A 17,443-nucleotide genomic window follows, 5' to 3' on the forward strand; every position below is an offset into this window, starting at 1 on the left:
TGACCTAGATTGCCAGCCCATTACGCAGGTGATCAGTGAGGGGACGGAGTCGCCCGATGTCGCAAGCCCCAGAAGTGAACAGAGGCCCGGTGGTGACGCCAGTGCGCGTCGTCATCGGCCTCTGTCTCGTCGCACCGTTCGTGGCCATGCTGTGGGTCGGCTCGTACGCCAAGACCGACCCGTCCATCGGCGGCATCCCGTTCTTCTACTGGTACCAGATGGCCTGGGTGGTCATCTCGACCGCGCTGACGATGATCGCGTACAAGCTGTGGCAGCGTGACCAGCGCGCCCGTCGGGGAGGCTCCAGGTGAACGACGGGGTCAACGGCGTCGCGCTCGCCGTCTTCATCATCTTCTTCCTGGCCGTCACGGTCATGGGCTTCCTGGCCGCGCGCTGGCGCAAGGCCGAGAACGAGCACAGCCTCGACGAATGGGGCCTGGGCGGCCGGTCCTTCGGTACCTGGATCACCTGGTTCCTGCTCGGCGGCGACCTCTACACGGCCTATACGTTCGTGGCGGTGCCGGCGGCGATCTACGCGGCCGGCGCGGCGGGCTTCTTCGCGGTGCCGTACACGATCCTCGTCTACCCGCTGATCTTCACGTTCCTGCCCCGCCTGTGGTCGGTCTCCCACAAGCACGGCTACGTGACGACGTCCGACTTCGTGCGCGGCCGCTTCGGCTCCAAGGGCCTGTCGCTGGCGGTCGCGGTCACCGGCATCCTGGCCACGATGCCGTACATCGCGCTCCAGCTCGTCGGCATCCAGGCGGTGCTGGACGTGATGGGCGTGGGCGGCGGCGAGGACACCAACTGGTTCGTCAAGGACCTGCCGCTCCTGATCGCCTTCGGCGTCCTGGCGGCGTACACCTACTCCTCGGGTCTGCGCGCCCCGGCGCTGATCGCGTTCGTCAAGGACACGCTGATCTACATCGTCATCGCGGTGGCGATCATCTACATCCCGATCAAGCTGGGCGGCTTCGACGACATCTTCGCCAAGGCCTCCGAGGCGTTCGGCCAGACGAATCCGGCCACGGGCAAGCCACGCGGCGCGCTGGTGCCGGCCGAGGCGGGCCAATGGACCTACGCCACGCTGGCGTTGGGCTCCGCCCTCGCGCTGTTCATGTACCCGCACTCGATCACCGCGACGCTCTCCTCCAAGAGCCGTGACGTGATCCGCCGCAACACCACGATCCTGCCGCTGTACTCCCTGATGCTGGGCCTGCTCGCCCTGCTGGGCTTCATGGCGATCGCGGCCGGGGTGAAGGTGCAGAACGGCCAGCTGGCCATCCCGCAGCTGTTCGAGGACATGTTCCCGGACTGGTTCGCGGGCATCGCCTTCGCGGCGATCGGCATCGGTGCGCTGGTGCCCGCGGCGATCATGTCGATCGCGGCGGCGAACCTGTTCACCCGCAACATCTACAAGGACTTCATCAAGCCGGACGCGACGGCCGCCGAGGAGACGCGCGTCTCCAAGCTGGTGTCCCTGCTGGTGAAGGTGGGCGCGCTGGTCTTCGTCCTGACCATGGACAAGACGGTCGCCATCAACTTCCAGCTCCTGGGCGGCATCTGGATCCTCCAGACCTTCCCCGCCCTGGTGGGCGGTCTGTTCACCCGCTGGTTCCACCGCTGGGCCCTCCTCGCCGGCTGGGCGGTCGGCATGCTGTACGGCACCATCGCCGCGTACGGCGTCGCCTCCCCGACCCAGAAGCACTTCGGCGGCTCCGCCAAGGAGATCCCCGGCATCGGCGAGATCGGCTACATCGGGCTCACGGCGTTCGTCCTCAACGTGGCCGTCACGGTGGTCCTCACCTTCGTCCTGAAGGCCGCCAAGGCCCCCGAGGGCGTCGACGAGACCCGCCCCGAGGACTACACGGCGGACGCGGGCGACCCGGGCGTGAAGCAGGAGCTTCCCGTGACCCACTAGGGCGCGAGCAACCACGGACAACGGGCAGCGGGCCGCCGACACAAGCGACAACGGCGGCCCGCTGTCGTACACACTGACGACCATGGACATCGTGATCCGTGAAGCACAGCCGACCGAGTACGACGAGATCGGCGAGATCACCGCACAGGCCTACCTCCAGGACGACCTCCTCACCTTCGGCGAGAGCGACTGGTACCTCGGCGAACTCAAGAACGTGGCCAAACGGGCCACCGCGGCCGAGGTCCTGGCCGCCACGGACGGAGACCGGCTGCTCGGCACGGTCACCTTCGTCCCCGCCCCCGGCCCGATGGCCGACCTGGCCGGCCCGGGAGAGGCCGAGATCCGCATGCTGGCCGTCGCCCACGCCGCCCGGGGCCGAGGAGTCGGCGAGGCCCTCGTCGGGGCCTGCCTCGACCGTGCGAGGGCCACGCCGGGCTGCACGGCGATCGTCCTGTCCACCCAGCCCGCCATGCGCGCGGCCCACCGCATCTACGAACGCCTCGGTTTCGTCCGCGCCCCGCACCGCGACTGGCAGCCGATCCCGGGCAGCGACTTCACTCTGCTCACCTACGAGTTGACGCTCTGAAGTCACACAGCGACACAACATATGGGGGCGTCACCCGCACCCGGCACAAGATGTATGCTCATGCTCGCTGTCGTCGCAGGGGAATCCGGTGCGAATCCGGAACTGTCCCGCAACGGTGTACTTATGCATGCATAAGCGTCAGTCCGAGGACCTGCCGACAGTGGCACCGGCCGACCGGTCGGGTGCCCCGACGTCCGGGCCTCGTGGAATGGGCCGGTGGACGCGACGCCGCGTGCGCTCGTGTGTGCCGTGCCCCTCGCGAAGGCCCCGTGCCGAGCGAGGGAGAGCCTCCACGTGACCATCGCGCCAGCAGACCCGGCTTCAGCCGTCCCGACCGACGAGGACGCCCCGGGAACGGCCTTGCTGCGGACCCTGACCGAGCTGACCGCCGACCTGCCCGACGCCGACCCCGGCCGGGTGGCCGCCGCCGCGCTGCGGGGCCGTTCCGCCCGGGCCGACGAGGCGGAGCTGCGCGAGCTGGCCACCGAGGCGGCGGCCGGGCTGATCTCCGAGGACCCGGCCTACTCCAGGCTGGCCGCGCGCCTGCTGACGATCTCCATCGCCGCCGAGGCCGCCTCGCAAGGGGTCACTTCCTTCACCGAGTCCGTCGCCGTCGGGCACCGGGAGGGCCTCATCGCGGACCGGACCGCGGAGTTCGTGCGCGTGCACGCCGAGCGGCTCGACGCGCTGGTCGACCGCGCCGCCGACGACCGCTTCGGCTACTTCGGCCTGCGCACCCTGCACAGCCGCTACCTGCTGCGGCACCCGATCACCCGCAAGGTCGTCGAGACGCCCCAGCACTTCCTGCTGCGGGTCGCCTCCGGCCTCGCCGAGGACGACACGGTCCGCTCCGTCGACGAAGTCGCCGCGCTCTACGGGCTCATGAGCCGCCTCGACTACCTGCCCTCCTCCCCCACGCTCTTCAACTCCGGCACACGGCACCCCCAGATGTCGTCCTGCTACCTCCTGGACTCCCCCCTGGACGAGCTGGACTCCATCTACGACCGCTACCACCAGGTCGCCCGCCTCTCCAAGCACGCCGGCGGCATCGGACTGTCGTACTCCCGCATCCGCTCGCGGGGTTCGCTGATCCGCGGCACCAACGGCCACTCCAACGGCATCGTGCCGTTCCTGAAGACCCTCGACGCCTCGGTCGCCGCCGTGAACCAGGGCGGCCGCCGCAAGGGCGCCGCCGCCGTCTACCTGGAGACCTGGCACTCCGACATCGAGGAGTTCCTGGAGCTGCGCGACAACACCGGCGAGGACGCCCGCCGTACGCACAACCTGAACCTCGCGCACTGGATCCCGGACGAGTTCATGCGCCGGGTCAACGCCGACGCGCAGTGGAGCCTGTTCTCGCCCGCCGACGTGCCCGAGCTGGTCGACCTGTGGGGCGAGGAGTTCGACGCGGCGTACCGCAAGGCGGAGGAGAAGGGCCTCGCGAAGAAGACCATCGCGGCCCGCGACCTGTACGGCCGCATGATGCGCACCCTCGCGCAGACCGGCAACGGCTGGATGACCTTCAAGGACGCCGCCAACCGCACCGCCAACCAGACGGCCCTGCCGGGCCATGTCGTGCACTCCTCCAACCTCTGCACGGAGATCCTGGAGGTCACCGACGACGGCGAGACGGCGGTGTGCAACCTGGGTTCGGTGAACCTGGGCGCATTTGTCACCGAGGGAGACATCGACTGGGAGCGGCTGGACGCCACCGTCCGCACCGCCGTCACCTTCCTCGACCGCGTCGTCGACATCAACTTCTATCCGACCGAGCAGGCGGGCCGCTCCAACGCCAAGTGGCGCCCGGTGGGCCTCGGCGCGATGGGTCTGCAGGACGTCTTCTTCAAGCTGCGGCTCCCGTTCGACTCGCCCGAGGCCCGCGCACTGTCCACCCGGATCGCCGAGCGGATCATGCTCGCCGCGTACGAGGCGTCCGCCGACCTCGCCGAGCGCAACGGCCCGCTGCCGGCCTGGGAGAAGACCCGGACGGCGCAGGGCGTGCTGCACCCCGACCACTACGACGTGGAGCTGACCTGGCCGGAGCGCTGGGCTGCGCTGCGGTCCCGTATCGCCGAGGTCGGCATGCGCAACAGCCTGCTGCTGGCCATCGCGCCGACCGCGACCATCGCCTCCATCGCGGGTGTGTACGAGTGCATCGAGCCTCAGGTGTCCAACCTGTTCAAGCGCGAGACGCTGTCGGGCGAGTTCCTCCAGGTCAACTCGTACCTGGTGCAGGACCTCAAGGACCTCGGCGTGTGGGACGCCCGCACCCGGGAGGCGCTGCGCGACTCCAACGGGTCGGTGCAGGGCTTCGCCTGGATCCCCGAGGAGGTCCGGGCGCTGTACCGCACGGCGTGGGAGATCCCGCAGCGAGGCCTGATCGACATGGCGGCGGCCCGTACGCCGTTCCTGGACCAGGCGCAGTCCCTGAACCTCTTCCTGGAGACGCCGACCATCGGCAAGCTCTCCTCGATGTACGCGTACGCCTGGAAGTCCGGGCTGAAGACGACGTACTACCTGCGCTCGCGCCCGGCGACGAGGATCGCCCGCGCGGCACAGGCGCAAGCCACCATCCCCGTCCAGCAGGCCAACGACCCCGACGCCGTCGCCTGCTCCCTTGAGAACCCCGAGTCCTGCGAGGCCTGCCAGTGATGTCCGAACGCAACACCAATCTCCTCGACCCGGGCTTCGAGCTGACCCTGCGCCCCATGCGCTACCCCGACTTCTACGAGCGCTACCGGGACGCCATCAAGAACACCTGGACCGTCGAGGAGGTCGACCTCCACTCGGACGTCGCCGACCTGGCGAAGCTGACGCCGGCCGAGCAGCACCTGATCGGCCGTCTGGTCGCGTTCTTCGCGACGGGTGACTCGATCGTGGCGAACAACCTGGTGCTGACGCTGTACAAGCACATCAACTCCCCCGAGGCGCGGCTGTATCTCAGCAGGCAGCTCTTCGAGGAAGCGGTCCACGTCCAGTTCTATCTGACCCTCCTGGACACCTACCTGCCCGACCCGGAGGACCGCGCGGCCGCGTTCGACGCGGTGGAGAACATCCCCTCCATCCGCGAGAAGGCCGGCTTCTGCTTCAAGTGGATCAACGAGGTCGAGAAGCTCGACCGGCTGGAGACCAAGGCGGACCGGCGCCGCTTCCTGCTCAACCTGATCTGCTTCGCCGCGTGCATCGAGGGCCTGTTCTTCTACGGCGCCTTCGCGTACGTCTACTGGTTCCGCAGCCGGGGCCTGCTGCACGGTCTCGCCACGGGCACCAACTGGGTGTTCCGCGACGAGACGATGCACATGTCCTTCGCGTTCGACGTGGTCGACACCGTCCGCAAGGAGGAGCCGGAGCTCTTCGACGACGAGCTTCAGCAGCAGGTCACCGACATGCTGCGGGAGGCGGTCGAGGCCGAGCTGCAGTTCGCCCGCGACCTGTGCGGTGACGGTCTGCCCGGCATGAACACCGAGTCGATGCGGCAGTACCTGGAGTGCGTGGCCGACCAGCGGCTGACGCGGCTGGGCTTCGCGCCGGTGTACGGCTCGGAGAACCCGTTCTCCTTCATGGAGCTCCAGGGCGTTCAGGAACTGACCAACTTCTTCGAGCGGCGCCCGTCGGCGTACCAGGTCGCGGTCGAGGGCACCGTCGACCTGGACGAGGACTTCTGAGCCTCGGCCTCCCGCAGTTCGCGGTCGATCCGGCGCTCGCGGGCCACTCCCACGAGCGCCGGTCCCGCCAGGAGCAGGAAGAGGACGACGACTCCCGCGTATTCCATGAGTGCGTTCATGTCGTCAGTGTCGTTCCGCATGAACACCACTGACAGTGGCAGGACTGCCGCACACCCTCGATTTCCTGCCAGCCGGGCGGCACACTGTGGGCATGCTGCAGAACGTGGCCACCGTCCTGCTCGACGGCGTGCATCCCTTCGAGCTCGGTGTCGTCTGCGAGGTCTTCGGCCTCGACCGCAGTGACCAGGGCCTTCCGGTGTACGACTTCGCGGTCGTCTCGGCCGAGGGCCCGGCGCTGACCACCCATGTCCCGGGCCTCACCGTGTCCACGCCGTACGGCCTGGACCGGCTGGAGGAGGCCGATCTGATCACGGTGCCGGCCGGGAGCGACTTCGCGGTCCGGGACTATCCGCCCGCGCTGCTCGACGCCCTGGTCAGGGCCGTGGAGCGGGGTGCCAGGGTGCTGAGCGTGTGTTCCGGTGTCTTCGTTCTCGGCGCGGCCGGGCTGCTCGACGGGCGGCGGTGTGCCGGGCACTGGCGGCATGTGGACGAGCTGACCCGGCGCTTCCCGCGCGCGGCCGTCGAGCCCGATGTGCTGTACGTGGACGACGATCCGGTGATCACCTCGGCGGGCACGGCCGCCGGCATCGACGCCTGTCTGCATCTCGTGCGCAAGGAGCAGGGGCCCGAGGTCGCCAACGCCATCGCCCGCCGCATGGTGGTGCCGCCCCACCGGGACGGCGGCCAGGCGCAGTTCGTGGACCGGCCGCTGCCCGCCGCGCCGTGCGACACGGTCGGCGAGGTGCTCGCCTGGATGGAGCGCAACCTCCACGAGGAGGTCACCGTCGAGCAGCTCGCCGAGCGCGCGCACATGTCCCCGCGCACCTTCGCCCGCCGCTTCCAGCAGGAGACCGGGACGACGCCGTACCGCTGGATCCTGCGTCAGCGGGTGCTGCTGGCACAGCGGCTGCTGGAGGCGACGGACGTGACCGTGGACGTGATCGCGAGCCGGACCGGCTTCGGCACCGCGGCCGCGCTGCGGCATCAGTTCGTCCGGGCGGTGGGAGTCACCCCGCAGACCTACCGGCGCACCTTCCGGGGTCCGGAGGCGGCCTGAGGGCCCGGGGGTTCACCGCAGGACGGGCCTGAGCAACAGCTTCTGCGGCCGCAGGGTGATGCCGACCCGGGTGGCGTCGTCGGAGCCGGGCACCTGCTCGAAGCGGTACTTGGTGGCCAGCGCCGCCGTGATCAGCGTCAGCTGGGCCATCGAGAAGTGGTCGCTCGGGCACTTCCGATTGCCCACGCTGAAGGGGCTCATGGCGTATTTCGGCACCTCCTTGGCGCGTTCCGGAAGCCAGCGGTCGGGGTCGAACTCCAGGTTGTGCGCGTACGAACGCGGGTCGCGCTGGATCGCGTAGGGGCTGTAGACGATGTCGGCCCCGGCCGGAATCCGATAGCCGCCGAGTTCGGTGTCGGCGACCGCCCGCCGGGTCAATATCCACACGGCCGGTCGCAATCGCATCGCCTCGACGACGACATTGTTGGTGTGGGTGAGCCTGCGGACGTCGTCGAATGCGACGGGACGAGCGCCATCGGTCAGAGATTCAACTTCCTTCTGCACCTTGTCGGCGTGCTCCGGGTGTTCCGCGAGCACCTGCAGCAGCCACATGATCGTGGAGGCGACGGTTTCGCTTCCGGGCGTGAGAATGGCGACGACCTGGTCGTGGATCTCCTGTTCCCCGATGGGGTCGCCATTCTCGTCCTTCGCCTCCAGCAATGCCGTCAGCAAATCGTCGGGCCTTTGCCCGGAGGCACGCCGCTCGGCGACGATCTCGTCGACGAGGAGATGCAGATCGGCCAGGGCGCGGTTGAATTCGCGGTTGGCCGGAAGCGGCAGCCGGTACAGCGGGCCGAGCGGCACCACCATCCGCCGGTACATGCCCTGGAAGACGACAGCCAGGGCGTTGCACAGCCGCTCGGCGCGCTCGTCCATGTACTCGCCGCGCAGCAGACAGCGGGCCGCGATGCGGACGGCGACGCGGAAGGACTCGGCGGTGCAGTCGACGGTCTGCCCGGGCTGCCAGCGCTCGGTGAGGGCGTGCGCCTCCTCCTCCATGATCGGGCCGTAGTTCGGGATCGCGTCCAGCCGGAAGGCGGGCTGGATGGTGCGCCGCTGCCGGCGGTGGCGCGGCCCGTTGGCGGTGGCCACGCCCTCCTTGCCGAGCAGGCCCTCCAGCGACTCCCACAGCGGCCCGTCGATCTTGAAGTCGGGGTTGAGGGCGAGCGCTCCGGTGAGGTCCGGGGTCGTGACGGCGTAGACCGTCTTGGGGCCGAGCTTGAGGCGGACGACGTCGCCGTGCTCGCGCAGCCGGGACATGAAGCTGAGCGGGTCGCGGGCCAGTTTCCAGCCGTGGCCGAGCAGCGGGACCCCGCCACCGGCCAGGGGCGGCTCACGCCAAGCGCGATTTTCGGCCTGTTCGGGCCTGACGGACTCGACGGTCATTTCTCACCTGCCGCTTCGTTGTTGACGTACGGGGGTGTGGCGCGGTCGTCCCAGCTGTCGACCCGGTAACGGCCGGACTCGTGGTGGAACCAGTACACGGAACTGAACCAGTTCCGCATATTTCCCAGGCAAGCGCGTACGGCAGTGCTCAGTTCCTTTCCCCGTACGGTGCCGTCGGCGAGGCTGTCGGCGAAACGCAGCGCCTCCCGTTCGGCGACGAGGAATTCGTCGATGCATTCCAGTACACGCCGGCGCAGTTCCACGACCGCTTCTTCGAGCGTCAGCCCCTCATGGGTGACGAGACTGATTCCGAGATTGTGGACCTCGTCGCCCGCGATTTCCTTGGGCAGTGAGCAGAGGTCGTTGTACCAGGCGGCGAATTCCTGACTGAGCAAAGCCGCCCGCCGATATGCGGGGTTTTTCCGTACAGTGTCCGGGAGTTCGAGTTCCGCGCTCGGCTCCAGCAGGTCGGTCCAGATCCAGTGCGCGAAGGTGAGCCGACGCAGGGCGAGGTATTCCTCGACCGTCGGAATGTATCCCTGGGTGCGGTTGCGGAATTCCCGGTCGTAGGCCTCGATCACCTCGTGGAAGTGCCGGGAGAAGCGCGCGTTCCAGGTGTCGGGCAGGAAGGCGTACAGCCGCTGGACGCTGTCCGCGAACCCCGCCACCAGGGGGTCGCGGTGGTGCAGATGGGACACCGGGGAGTCCAGAGCCACATGCAGGCGCTGCCGCAGCCGCTCCCAGGCGACGGGCCTGCCGTGCACGATGTCGCGGTCGTGACGGTCGTCCCAGACGAAGAACCAGGCACTGTAGTCCGCTATCGCCTGGAGGACCGCATCCGGGGCGCCGATGTAGTACCCCGCCATGAGGTCGGTGTAGCACAGGCCATCGGCATATTCCTCCACCTTGTCCGCGGGCATGAGCCGTTTTTCCAGCAGCCAGGTGCGGGTCTTCTCCTGGAGCCTGGGCCAATACGGGTGCAGTTGCCGGGGAAACGCCGCCTCGATCACCGGCAGAGAGAGTGATGGTGGTACCGCGAGCGCCGTCGTCGATGTGGTGCCGTGTGGGAAAGAAGACACGAACAAACCCCTCTCAGCCGACCAGAGTGCGCACACCCCTCCCGCTGTGCCGGGCGTGCGCCGTTGCGTATCCCCGCACTTCCCATTCAGCACCACAACTGACCGTTCTGGGAACGGATTTGCTCCATTCACTACCCCAACATGCTGAGAAGCACCCCTTGTGTGACTGGTGTGCAGCAGCCTCGGGGTGCTATGGGAGCGAACGTGCGACGGACAGACGAACGGGAGAAGACGGACGGCGCCCGCCCGGGATCAACTCCCGGACGGACGCCGTCCGTTGACGCGTCAGCGGCTCGGTGGCCGGCTCGGCAATCGGCCCGGCCGTCGGCTCAGTCGTTGGCGACGACCGGGTAGCGGGGCTCGTTCTCGGCCATCTGACGCAGCGCGTCCTTGCGGTCCCGCTTGGAGAGCCGGTCGATGTAGAGGTACCCGTACAGGTGGTCCGTCTCGTGCTGGAGGCACCGGGCGAAGTAGCCCGTGCCGCGCACCTTGATCGGGTTGCCCTTCTCGTCCTGCCCGGTCACCTCGGCGTAGTCGGGGCGGGCGAGCGGCATGTACGCCGTCGGCACGGACAGGCAGCCCTCGTTGCTGTCGTCCAACCGGCGCCGGTCCGCGGGCAGTTCGACCACCTTGGGGTTGCAGACGACGCCGACGTGCCGGACGCCCTCGTCGTCCGGGCAGTCGTAGACGAAGACCTTCTTGTCCACGCCGATCTGGTTGGCGGCCAGGCCCACGCCCTCGGCGGTGCGCTGGCTGGCGAACATGTCCGCGACCAGCTGCCGCAGCTCCTCGCCGAACTCGGTGACGTCCTCGCACTCCTTGTGCAGCACCGGGTTGCCCACGACCGTGATCGGCCGCGAGGTCCCCGCCTCGCGCCACGCCTTCTCCCGGGCCTCGGTGTCCTCGGTGTCGATGACGAAGCCCTCGTCGTCCACGGGGAGCACGCCCGCGTGCTGCTGATCGGTGTCCTGCTGCGCCATGACGACGTTTGCCTTCCTACACAAGAACGGGGTTCAGATGCAGTAACAGGGTAAAGGGGCGGTGTGCCTGAAGGGGCGCGGGGAACTGCGCGACCAGCCACGGGCGACGGATCGCCGGCGGTCTCAGCACACCTCTTCGAGATCCCGCCAATCCCGAGAGTCCGGGCTGTCCGCGACCCACCCGTCCAGCAGCCCCCTGACCAGCGAAGCCGGCGCAGCCACCCCGCACTCCCGCTCGGGCACCCACAACTGCCCGTCGGTCCGATGCCCCAGCGGCCCCGGATGCCCCGGCTCACTGTGATCGTGCGGGTCGAGATGCTCCCCGTCGCCCTCGTCCGCCGGCATCCGCGACTCCGAGCACATCCGGCACAGCAGCCGCACCGACGACGACCAGTCCTCCGCGGCGAACCCGGCGTCGGCGGCCAGTTGCTCCAGCGCGTCCCGGTCCGCCTCGGTCGCCGCCTCCAGCAGGACGACCCAGGTCGGCACGGGCGACGGCGCCCACAGCTCGATCTCGTCGAAGACCGGGTAGGCGTGCCCGGCGGAGGTGGTGCGCTCGCCGTGCGGCACGCCGTCGTGCAGGACGACCTCGCCCCAGCGGCGCCCCGAGGACGGCAGCGGGATCGACAGCACCTCGATACGGGCCGGGTCCAGCCGGCGCCCCCACACGACCTCGGCCTCGCCCTCCGGCGACAGCCGCACCGCGGCGCTGCCCAGATCCATCCCGACGGGCTCGCCCGAGTCGGCCGCGCCCCCCGGCACGGCGAGCCCGTACGCCTGCCAGGCGCGCCGGGCCAGCGGCCAGTCCTGGAGGGCGGTCGCGGCGATGCCCACGTTCCACCAGTCGGGTGCGCCGGTCTCCCGGTCGAGCAGGGCGACCGCGCGCAGCCCGGCGGTGCGGGCCTGCTCCCAGTCGTGCCGGAACTTGTGCAGCAGGGCGAGGTTGAACCAGGACTCCGACAGCCACGGCTCCAGATCGGCCGCCCGTGTCAGCAGCGCGCCCGCGTCCTCGTACCGGCCGTCGCCGATCAGCGTGAACGCACGGTCCGTGGCCTGCCGCCAGGAGGCGGAGGGCCGGTGCCGTCCCTTGCCGAAGATCCTCACGATTCCCGCCTGCCAGTTCCGTGGAGTGGGCTGGCCAGTGCCCCCGGACACTCCCTCTCCTTCGCATCCAACCACGTACGGCCGGAAGGGCGCTCATTACCCATGGGTTACCCAGCCAGGGGCAGGGTCAGACAGTCCCTGGCCAGTACCCGGGCCAGCGCTTCCACCACGTCCGGCGCGTAGTCCCCGGCCGTCCCGAGCCGCAGTTCCTCCAACGCCTCCAGCGCCTTCAGCGGCCCGCCCGGTCCCGCGCCGTGCGCCTTCTCCTCGTACGCGTTCACCGCCCGTACGATCCTCGCCGCCGGCGGCTGCTCGCGGTAGGGGTCGGCCTGCCGCTCGACGACCACGGCGACCGCGGCGTCCACCCCGGTCTGCCGTACGACGGCCCCGCCGAGCAGCGCGATGCGCCGCTGTTCGGCCGCGGGCAGGCCGGCGGTGGCGCCGTCCGGGACCGGGTCGACGAGGCTGAGCTGCCCGATGTCGTGCATGAGGGCGGCGTGCTCCAGGACGGTCAGCTCCGGCCCGGAAAGCCCCAGGTCCCGGCCGACGGCGAGGCTGAGCGCGGCGACGCGACGGGCGTGGCCGGCCGGGGTGTACCCGGCGATCTCGGTGGCCCGCGCCAGGGAGGCGATGGTCTGCCGGTAGGTGGTGCGCACGGCGGCGTACCGGCGCAAGGACAGCTGGGTGAGCAGCAACGGCAGGCTGAACACGGGCAGCGCCCACAGCCCGACGACGGCGACCGCGAGGGCCATCACCACACCGGTGGCGACGACGGCGGAGCCGATGCCCGGCATGGCCCGCAGCTCCTCGCGCAGCAGCGGGGCGAACGGCCAGCCGGTGCGGCAGTGCGCCAGCGCGGCGGCGAGCACGGCGTCGCACAGCGCGGTCAGGGCGAGCAGCGCCACCAGCAGCAGGGCGTACGGGGGGCCGCTCCAGCCGTCGAACACGCCCTGGTTGTACAGGGGCTGGAAGCACACGGCGGCGAAGCCGACGGTGAGCAGCCGCCGGGCCAGCTGGTCCGCGCTCGGGCCGCGCCCCCGCGCGATGTGCGGCACGCTGCCGAGCAGCGCGCCCGCGAGGACCACACCGACGACCTGGGCGACACCGTGCTCGGTGTGCCGGCCCGCGTGCTCCCCGAGCAGCGCGTACGCCAGCGCCCCGGCGCCCCCGAGCGGCGCGGCCTCGCGCACCCGGGCGCCCGTCCACCGGGCCAGCTCCCCCACCGCGACGAGCACCCCGAAGGCGACGGCCACGGGCCGCTCGGTGAGCCCGGTGTCCACGGTGACGGCGAGCGAGGCGACGGCGAGGAGCGCGGCGCCGCCGTGCACCAGCACGAGCAGGACGGGAGGCCGCCTGACGCACCTGGGGCTCACCGGTGGGCCCCTGTCCGCCCCTCGGCGGATGCGCGGGGCCGGGGCGGGTGGGGTTCGTCGGAGGTGACCGCCGGGTGCCAGCCGTCGCGGCGCAGCGCCCGGCACAGGGCCGTGACCATCCGGGGGTCGAACTGCGCGCCGGCGCACCGCTCCAGCTCCGCGAGGGCCGCCTGGACCGGGCGGGCCCGGCTGTAGGAGCGCGTGGAGGTCATCGCGTCGAACGCGTCGGCGACGGCGACGACCCGTGCGGGTTCGGGGATCTGGTCGCCGACGAGCCCGTAGGGGTAGCCGCTGCCGTCGAGGCGTTCGTGGTGGTGCAGGACGGCGGCCCGGGCCTCGCCGAGGAAGGAGATGCCGCGCACGATCTCGTGGCCGTACTCGGGGTGCAGTTCGATCACCCGCCGCTCCTCGGGTGTCAGCGGCCCGTCCTTGCGCAACAGCCGGGTGGGCACGCCGAGTTTGCCGACGTCGTGCAGGATGCCGGCGAACCGGAGCAGTTCGACGCGCTCGTCGTCCATGCCCAGCTCCCGCGCGATGAGCATCGACGCCCGGCCGACCCGCTCGCTGTGCCCGCGGGTGTAGCCGTCCTTGAGGTCGACGGCCTGCACCAGGGCGCGGATGGTCGCCTGGTGGGCGGCGCGCTCGCGGTGGTACTGGGCGAACACCCACCAGGAGACGCACATCGGCAGCAGCACCAGCAGCGCGGCGACCGGCCCGTAGGGGCTGCGCCACAGCACGGCCATCATCAGCCCGGCGAGCCCGTGCACCGCGAGGGGGCCCAGCGAGCGCGGGAACAGCCCGCGCCAGGCCCGTCGTACGGGCACCCGCTCGGCTAGCGCGAGGATGCCGCCGTCCAGGGCGGTCAGCACCAGGCAGAACACGACGACCGCGGCGCCCGCGGGCAGCAGCGCGTAGGGGAGGTCGGAGCCGGCGACGGCGTCCGGGCCGTCGAGCGCCCGGTGCACCCGGGAGGCGGCCCACACGGCGAGGGAGAGCTGGGCGGCGCGCCAGATCCGGCGCAGCGGGACGGGCCGCCGGTCGGTGCCGGACAGCAGCGCCCCGGGCAGCGCGACGAGTGCGGCGGCGGGCGGCGGCAGCAGAAAGGCCCCGGCGAGCAGCACGGGGTAGAAGGGGCCGGCGAGCCGGCGGCGGGCGATCCGCTCCCCCGCGGCGTACAGACCGGCGAGGAGGGCCACCGCCCACCAGGGCACGCGCACGCCCGGCAGCGGCAGCAGCCCGCTCAGGGCGACGAGGACGAGACAGACGACACAGGCGACGTACACACGCGCCCGCCCCGGTATCGCCTCCATGACCGCCCCTCCCCGGGCACGCCCGTGCCTGTCCAGGCTCGGAGCCTAGGGCGGGGAGGGAGGCGTCCGCGGGCGGAAAGCCCGCGGATTAGCACATTCGGGTGACCCGGGGGGTCGTCCTGGAGTCAGGACTCCTGCGGGGCGGCCGTGACGTCGTGCTCGGGCACGGCCTGCCCGGAGCGGATCAGGTCGAGCCGGCCCAGGACCTTGGAACGCAGATCGGTGGGCACGTCGTCATGTCCGCAGCAGCGCTTGACGAGCTTCTTCACGGCCTCTTCCAGGCCGTACTTCTCCAGGCACGGCGAGCACTCCTGGAAGTGCTGCTTGAACTTGTCGCGGTCGACGTCCGGCATCTCACTGTCGAGGAACTCGTAGAGATGATCGAGTACCTCACTGCAGTCCGTCTCGTGCGGCTCTCCGCAGCTCATGAGCCCGAACCTTTCGCTTCGTTCGACTCTCCGGCGCCGGCCGGGACCAGTCCGCGCTCGCGCGCGTAGTCCTCGAGCATGCCGCGCAGTTGCCGGCGGCCCCGGTGCAGCCGGGACATCACCGTACCGATGGGTGTCCCCATGATGTCCGCGATCTCCTTGTACGCAAAGCCCTCTACGTCCGCGAGATAGACGGCGATGCGGAATTCCTCGGGGATCGCCTGAAGTGCTTCCTTCACGTCCGAGTCGGGCAGATGGTCGAGCGCCTGCGACTCCGCGGAGCGCAAGCCCGTCGACATGTGCGACTCGGCGCGGGCGAGCTGCCAGTCCTCGATCTCCTCGGCCGCGGAGCGCTGCGGTTCGCGCTGCTTCTTGCGGTACGAGTTGATGAAGGTGTTGGTGAGGATCCGGTACAGCCACGCCTTGAGGTTGGTGCCCTCGCGGAACTGGTGGAAGGACGCGTACGCCTTGGCGTAGGTCTCCTGCACCAGGTCCTCGGCGTCGGCCGGGTTGCGCGTCATGCGCAGCGCGGCCGAGTACATCTGGTCGAGGAACTCGAGCGCGTCCCGCTCGAAGCGCGCGGTGCGCTCCGCGGCCGACTCGTCGCTCGCGTCCGCGCCCATGCCCTGGCCCTCGGGCAGCTCCGCCTGGCCGTTGTCGGTCCCTGCGTCGGTCCCAGTGACCGGACCCACCTCCTCAAGATCCCGGGCGGGACCGAGGCCGGTCCCACTGGAATCGGAGAATAGACGACTATCCCCACCTGCCGCCGCCCGAATAGGGGCGGTCTTCGCCGCGTGCAGCACCGTCCAGTCCAGGTCAGCGCGGCTGCTGCGGCTCGGGCAGTAGGTCGAACCCATGCGGCGGACTTCCTCTCCTACGACGGTGAAGTGCCGGTGGCTCTCGGCACATCTGTCCGCCTCAACCAAGGCCGGGGCCTGCGCATTCCCGGCCGTTCAGCCGAGTGACCGGGTCCACTCGACGACCGCGTCCGTGAGGAGCGCCAGCGCCTCTTCCTGGCTGATGCCGGCCCGTTTGGGCACGGCGAAGCCATGGTCGCCGTAGGGGATCTCGACCAGTTCATGAGCGCCCTTCGGGAATTCCTCGGGCTTTCCGAAGGGGTCGTTGCCGCCCTGGACGACGAGCGTGGGCACGCCGGCGCCGAGCAGCTCCTCGGCGCGGGACTTCTCGGGCTTGCCGGGCGGGTGCAGCGGGAAGCTGAGCGCGAGGACGGCGGCGGCCCCCAGCTCGGTCGCCGTACGGCAGGCCACGCGGGCCCCGGCGGAGCGCCCGCCGGAGATCACCGGGAGCCCGGGCTCGGCCACCGCGGGCCAGATGCCCCGCCAGCCGATGTCGAGGGTCTTCGGCGCGGGCGCGACCTTCTTGCCCGCCACCCGCCAGGGCTGCTCCACGAGGGCGACGCTCACCCCGTGCGCGGGGAGGGCGGCGGCCAGTGCCTGGAGGTCGCGGGCCTCGATGCCGCCGCCCGCGCCATGGCTGACGGCGAGGACCAGGCGTGCCTTCCTCGCCCTGTGCCAGGTGAGGCGGGCGTCCCCCGCGTCCGTGCTGATGATCTCGGTGATCTCTCGGGTCACGTCAGAAGAGTGTGCCCTCTTCGGGCCCCTCCAGCTCCTTCAGCAGCTCCGCGCCGTTGTTGCGGACGTTGCTGACCGCGGTGGACACCGGGTAGGCGCGCATGAGTCCGGCCGGCGGCGGCACGAGGAGCTCGCGCAGGTCGTCGGGGTCGGTGCGGGCCGGGTCCAGCCAGGCGTCCCAGCGGTCCGGGGTGAGCATCAGCGGCATCCGCGGGTGGATGTCGGCCAGCGCGTGCGGGCCCTCGGCGGGGGCCACGGCCAGCGGGCTCGTCTCGGCCTCGGTGGTGATCACCGAGCAGGTCACCCACCAGGCCTGCGGGTGGTCGTCGGGCAGGGTGCGGTCGCGCCAGAACTCGTACAGCCCGGCCATGGCGAACACCGACCCGTCCGCCGGGAGCACGAAGTACGGCTGCTTGCGCGGCCGCTTCTTCCTGCCCTCGACCTCCAGGTCGCGCTCCTCTTTGCCGGTGACCCACTCGTAGTAGCCGTCGGCGGGCAGGATGCAGCGCCGGGCGGCGAAGGCGCGGCGGAAGGCCGGCTTCTCGTGCACGGTCTCCGCGCGCGCGTTGATCATCCGGGCGCCGCCTTCGGGCGTCTTGGCCCACGAGGGCACGAGCCCCCACTTCAGCCTGCGCAGCTGGCGAACCGGACGCGGGTCGGCCGCGTCTTTCAACGGACGGTCGAGGACGGCGTGGACCTCCTTCGTCGGCGCCACGTTGTAGTCGGGCGCCAGCGTCTCCTCGGGCTCCCACTTCTCGACCTCGAAGATCCCGGCGAGATCCTCGGGCCTCCGACTCGCTGCATACCGTCCGCACATGCGTGCCACACTGCCAGACTCCGCC

The 17,443-nt window shown here is 70.5% G+C and carries 16 protein-coding genes and 1 riboswitch; of the genes, 6 read left to right on the forward strand and 10 right to left on the reverse strand.

Annotation, left to right across the window (positions count from 1 at the left end; genetic code table 11):
- Positions 1-56: 56 nt before the first annotated feature.
- From RKD23_RS12860 to RKD23_RS12885, 6 genes are all read left to right on the forward strand, one after another.
- Positions 57-311, forward strand: a complete 255-nt coding sequence (locus RKD23_RS12860; protein WP_404042345.1) for a DUF3311 domain-containing protein — start codon at positions 57-59, stop codon at positions 309-311.
- Positions 308-1,921 (forward strand): monocarboxylate uptake permease MctP, encoded by a 1,614-nt coding sequence (mctP, locus tag RKD23_RS12865; RefSeq protein ID WP_424853809.1) that lies wholly within the window; start codon positions 308-310, stop codon positions 1,919-1,921. The genes RKD23_RS12860 and mctP overlap by 4 nt, the downstream gene beginning before the upstream one ends.
- Positions 1,922-2,003: 82 nt before the next feature.
- On the forward strand, positions 2,004-2,507 hold the full coding sequence (locus RKD23_RS12870) for a GNAT family N-acetyltransferase (protein ID WP_424853810.1): 504 nt from the start codon (positions 2,004-2,006) through the stop codon (positions 2,505-2,507).
- A gap of 54 nt (positions 2,508-2,561) precedes the next feature.
- Positions 2,562-2,680, forward strand: a riboswitch (cobalamin riboswitch).
- A gap of 121 nt (positions 2,681-2,801) precedes the next feature.
- The gene (locus RKD23_RS12875) at positions 2,802-5,159 is read left to right on the forward strand and encodes a ribonucleoside-diphosphate reductase subunit alpha (protein WP_424853811.1); all 2,358 of its coding nucleotides are present in this window, start codon (positions 2,802-2,804) and stop codon (positions 5,157-5,159) included.
- Complete coding sequence (locus RKD23_RS12880; protein ID WP_404042350.1) at positions 5,159-6,172, forward strand: ribonucleotide-diphosphate reductase subunit beta; 1,014 nt, start codon at positions 5,159-5,161, stop codon at positions 6,170-6,172. The genes RKD23_RS12875 and RKD23_RS12880 overlap by 1 nt, the downstream gene beginning before the upstream one ends.
- Before the next feature lie 211 nt (positions 6,173-6,383).
- Entirely contained in the window at positions 6,384-7,349 is a 966-nt protein-coding gene (locus RKD23_RS12885; protein WP_424853812.1) for a helix-turn-helix domain-containing protein, read from the forward strand.
- Positions 7,350-7,361: 12 nt separating this feature from the next.
- Here the strand turns inward: RKD23_RS12885 and RKD23_RS12890 are convergent, their stop codons facing one another.
- The 10 genes from RKD23_RS12890 to RKD23_RS12935 form a co-directional block, all read right to left on the reverse strand.
- The gene (locus RKD23_RS12890; RefSeq protein WP_424853813.1) at positions 7,362-8,735 is read right to left on the reverse strand and encodes a cytochrome P450; all 1,374 of its coding nucleotides are present in this window, start codon (positions 8,733-8,735) and stop codon (positions 7,362-7,364) included.
- A complete protein-coding gene (cyc1, locus tag RKD23_RS12895; protein ID WP_424858223.1) occupies positions 8,732-9,814 on the reverse strand; it encodes an epi-isozizaene synthase in 1,083 nt (360 codons plus the stop codon). Before cyc1 ends, RKD23_RS12890 begins: the two co-directional genes overlap by 4 nt.
- A gap of 329 nt (positions 9,815-10,143) precedes the next feature.
- A complete protein-coding gene (gene def, locus RKD23_RS12900) occupies positions 10,144-10,794 on the reverse strand; it encodes a peptide deformylase (RefSeq protein ID WP_424853814.1) in 651 nt (216 codons plus the stop codon).
- A gap of 123 nt (positions 10,795-10,917) precedes the next feature.
- Entirely contained in the window at positions 10,918-11,898 is a 981-nt protein-coding gene (locus RKD23_RS12905) for a tetratricopeptide repeat protein (RefSeq protein WP_404042639.1), read from the reverse strand.
- Positions 11,899-12,005: 107 nt separating this feature from the next.
- Positions 12,006-13,271, reverse strand: coding sequence for an HD-GYP domain-containing protein (locus RKD23_RS12910; protein WP_424853815.1), 1,266 nt, complete (start codon positions 13,269-13,271; stop codon positions 12,006-12,008).
- Positions 13,268-14,581, reverse strand: a complete 1,314-nt coding sequence (locus RKD23_RS12915; protein WP_424853816.1) for an HD-GYP domain-containing protein — start codon at positions 14,579-14,581, stop codon at positions 13,268-13,270. Before RKD23_RS12915 ends, RKD23_RS12910 begins: the two co-directional genes overlap by 4 nt.
- Before the next feature lie 125 nt (positions 14,582-14,706).
- Entirely contained in the window at positions 14,707-15,009 is a 303-nt protein-coding gene (gene rsrA, locus RKD23_RS12920) for a mycothiol system anti-sigma-R factor (protein WP_404042356.1), read from the reverse strand.
- Positions 15,006-15,701 (reverse strand): RNA polymerase sigma factor SigR, encoded by a 696-nt coding sequence (gene sigR / locus RKD23_RS12925; RefSeq protein ID WP_424853817.1) that lies wholly within the window; start codon positions 15,699-15,701, stop codon positions 15,006-15,008. Before sigR ends, rsrA begins: the two co-directional genes overlap by 4 nt.
- Before the next feature lie 261 nt (positions 15,702-15,962).
- On the reverse strand, positions 15,963-16,601 hold the full coding sequence (locus RKD23_RS12930) for an alpha/beta family hydrolase (RefSeq protein WP_424853818.1): 639 nt from the start codon (positions 16,599-16,601) through the stop codon (positions 15,963-15,965).
- A 1-nt stretch (position 16,602) separates the two neighbouring features.
- Entirely contained in the window at positions 16,603-17,418 is an 816-nt protein-coding gene (locus RKD23_RS12935) for an SOS response-associated peptidase (protein ID WP_424853819.1), read from the reverse strand.
- Positions 17,419-17,443: the final 25 nt, after the last annotated feature.

It is taken from the genome of Streptomyces sp. SAI-170, assembly GCF_049739565.1.
Taxonomy (GTDB): Bacteria; Actinomycetota; Actinomycetes; order Streptomycetales; family Streptomycetaceae; genus Streptomyces.

Excerpts from the sequence above, each read along its gene's own strand:
- rsrA (WP_404042356.1), bottom strand. The coding sequence starts at position 15,009 with ATGAGCTGCGGAGAGCCGCACGAGACGGACTGCAGTGAGGTACTCGAT.
- RKD23_RS12880 (WP_404042350.1), top strand. The coding sequence starts at position 5,159 with ATGTCCGAACGCAACACCAATCTCCTCGACCCGGGCTTCGAGCTGACC.
- RKD23_RS12890 (WP_424853813.1), bottom strand. The coding sequence starts at position 8,735 with ATGACCGTCGAGTCCGTCAGGCCCGAACAGGCCGAAAATCGCGCTTGG.
- RKD23_RS12870 (WP_424853810.1), top strand. The coding sequence starts at position 2,004 with ATGGACATCGTGATCCGTGAAGCACAGCCGACCGAGTACGACGAGATC.
- def (WP_424853814.1), bottom strand. The coding sequence starts at position 10,794 with ATGGCGCAGCAGGACACCGATCAGCAGCACGCGGGCGTGCTCCCCGTG.
- RKD23_RS12885 (WP_424853812.1), top strand. The coding sequence starts at position 6,384 with ATGCTGCAGAACGTGGCCACCGTCCTGCTCGACGGCGTGCATCCCTTC.
- RKD23_RS12860 (WP_404042345.1), top strand. The coding sequence starts at position 57 with ATGTCGCAAGCCCCAGAAGTGAACAGAGGCCCGGTGGTGACGCCAGTG.
- RKD23_RS12935 (WP_424853819.1), bottom strand. The coding sequence starts at position 17,418 with ATGTGCGGACGGTATGCAGCGAGTCGGAGGCCCGAGGATCTCGCCGGG.
- RKD23_RS12915 (WP_424853816.1), bottom strand. The coding sequence starts at position 14,581 with ATGGAGGCGATACCGGGGCGGGCGCGTGTGTACGTCGCCTGTGTCGTC.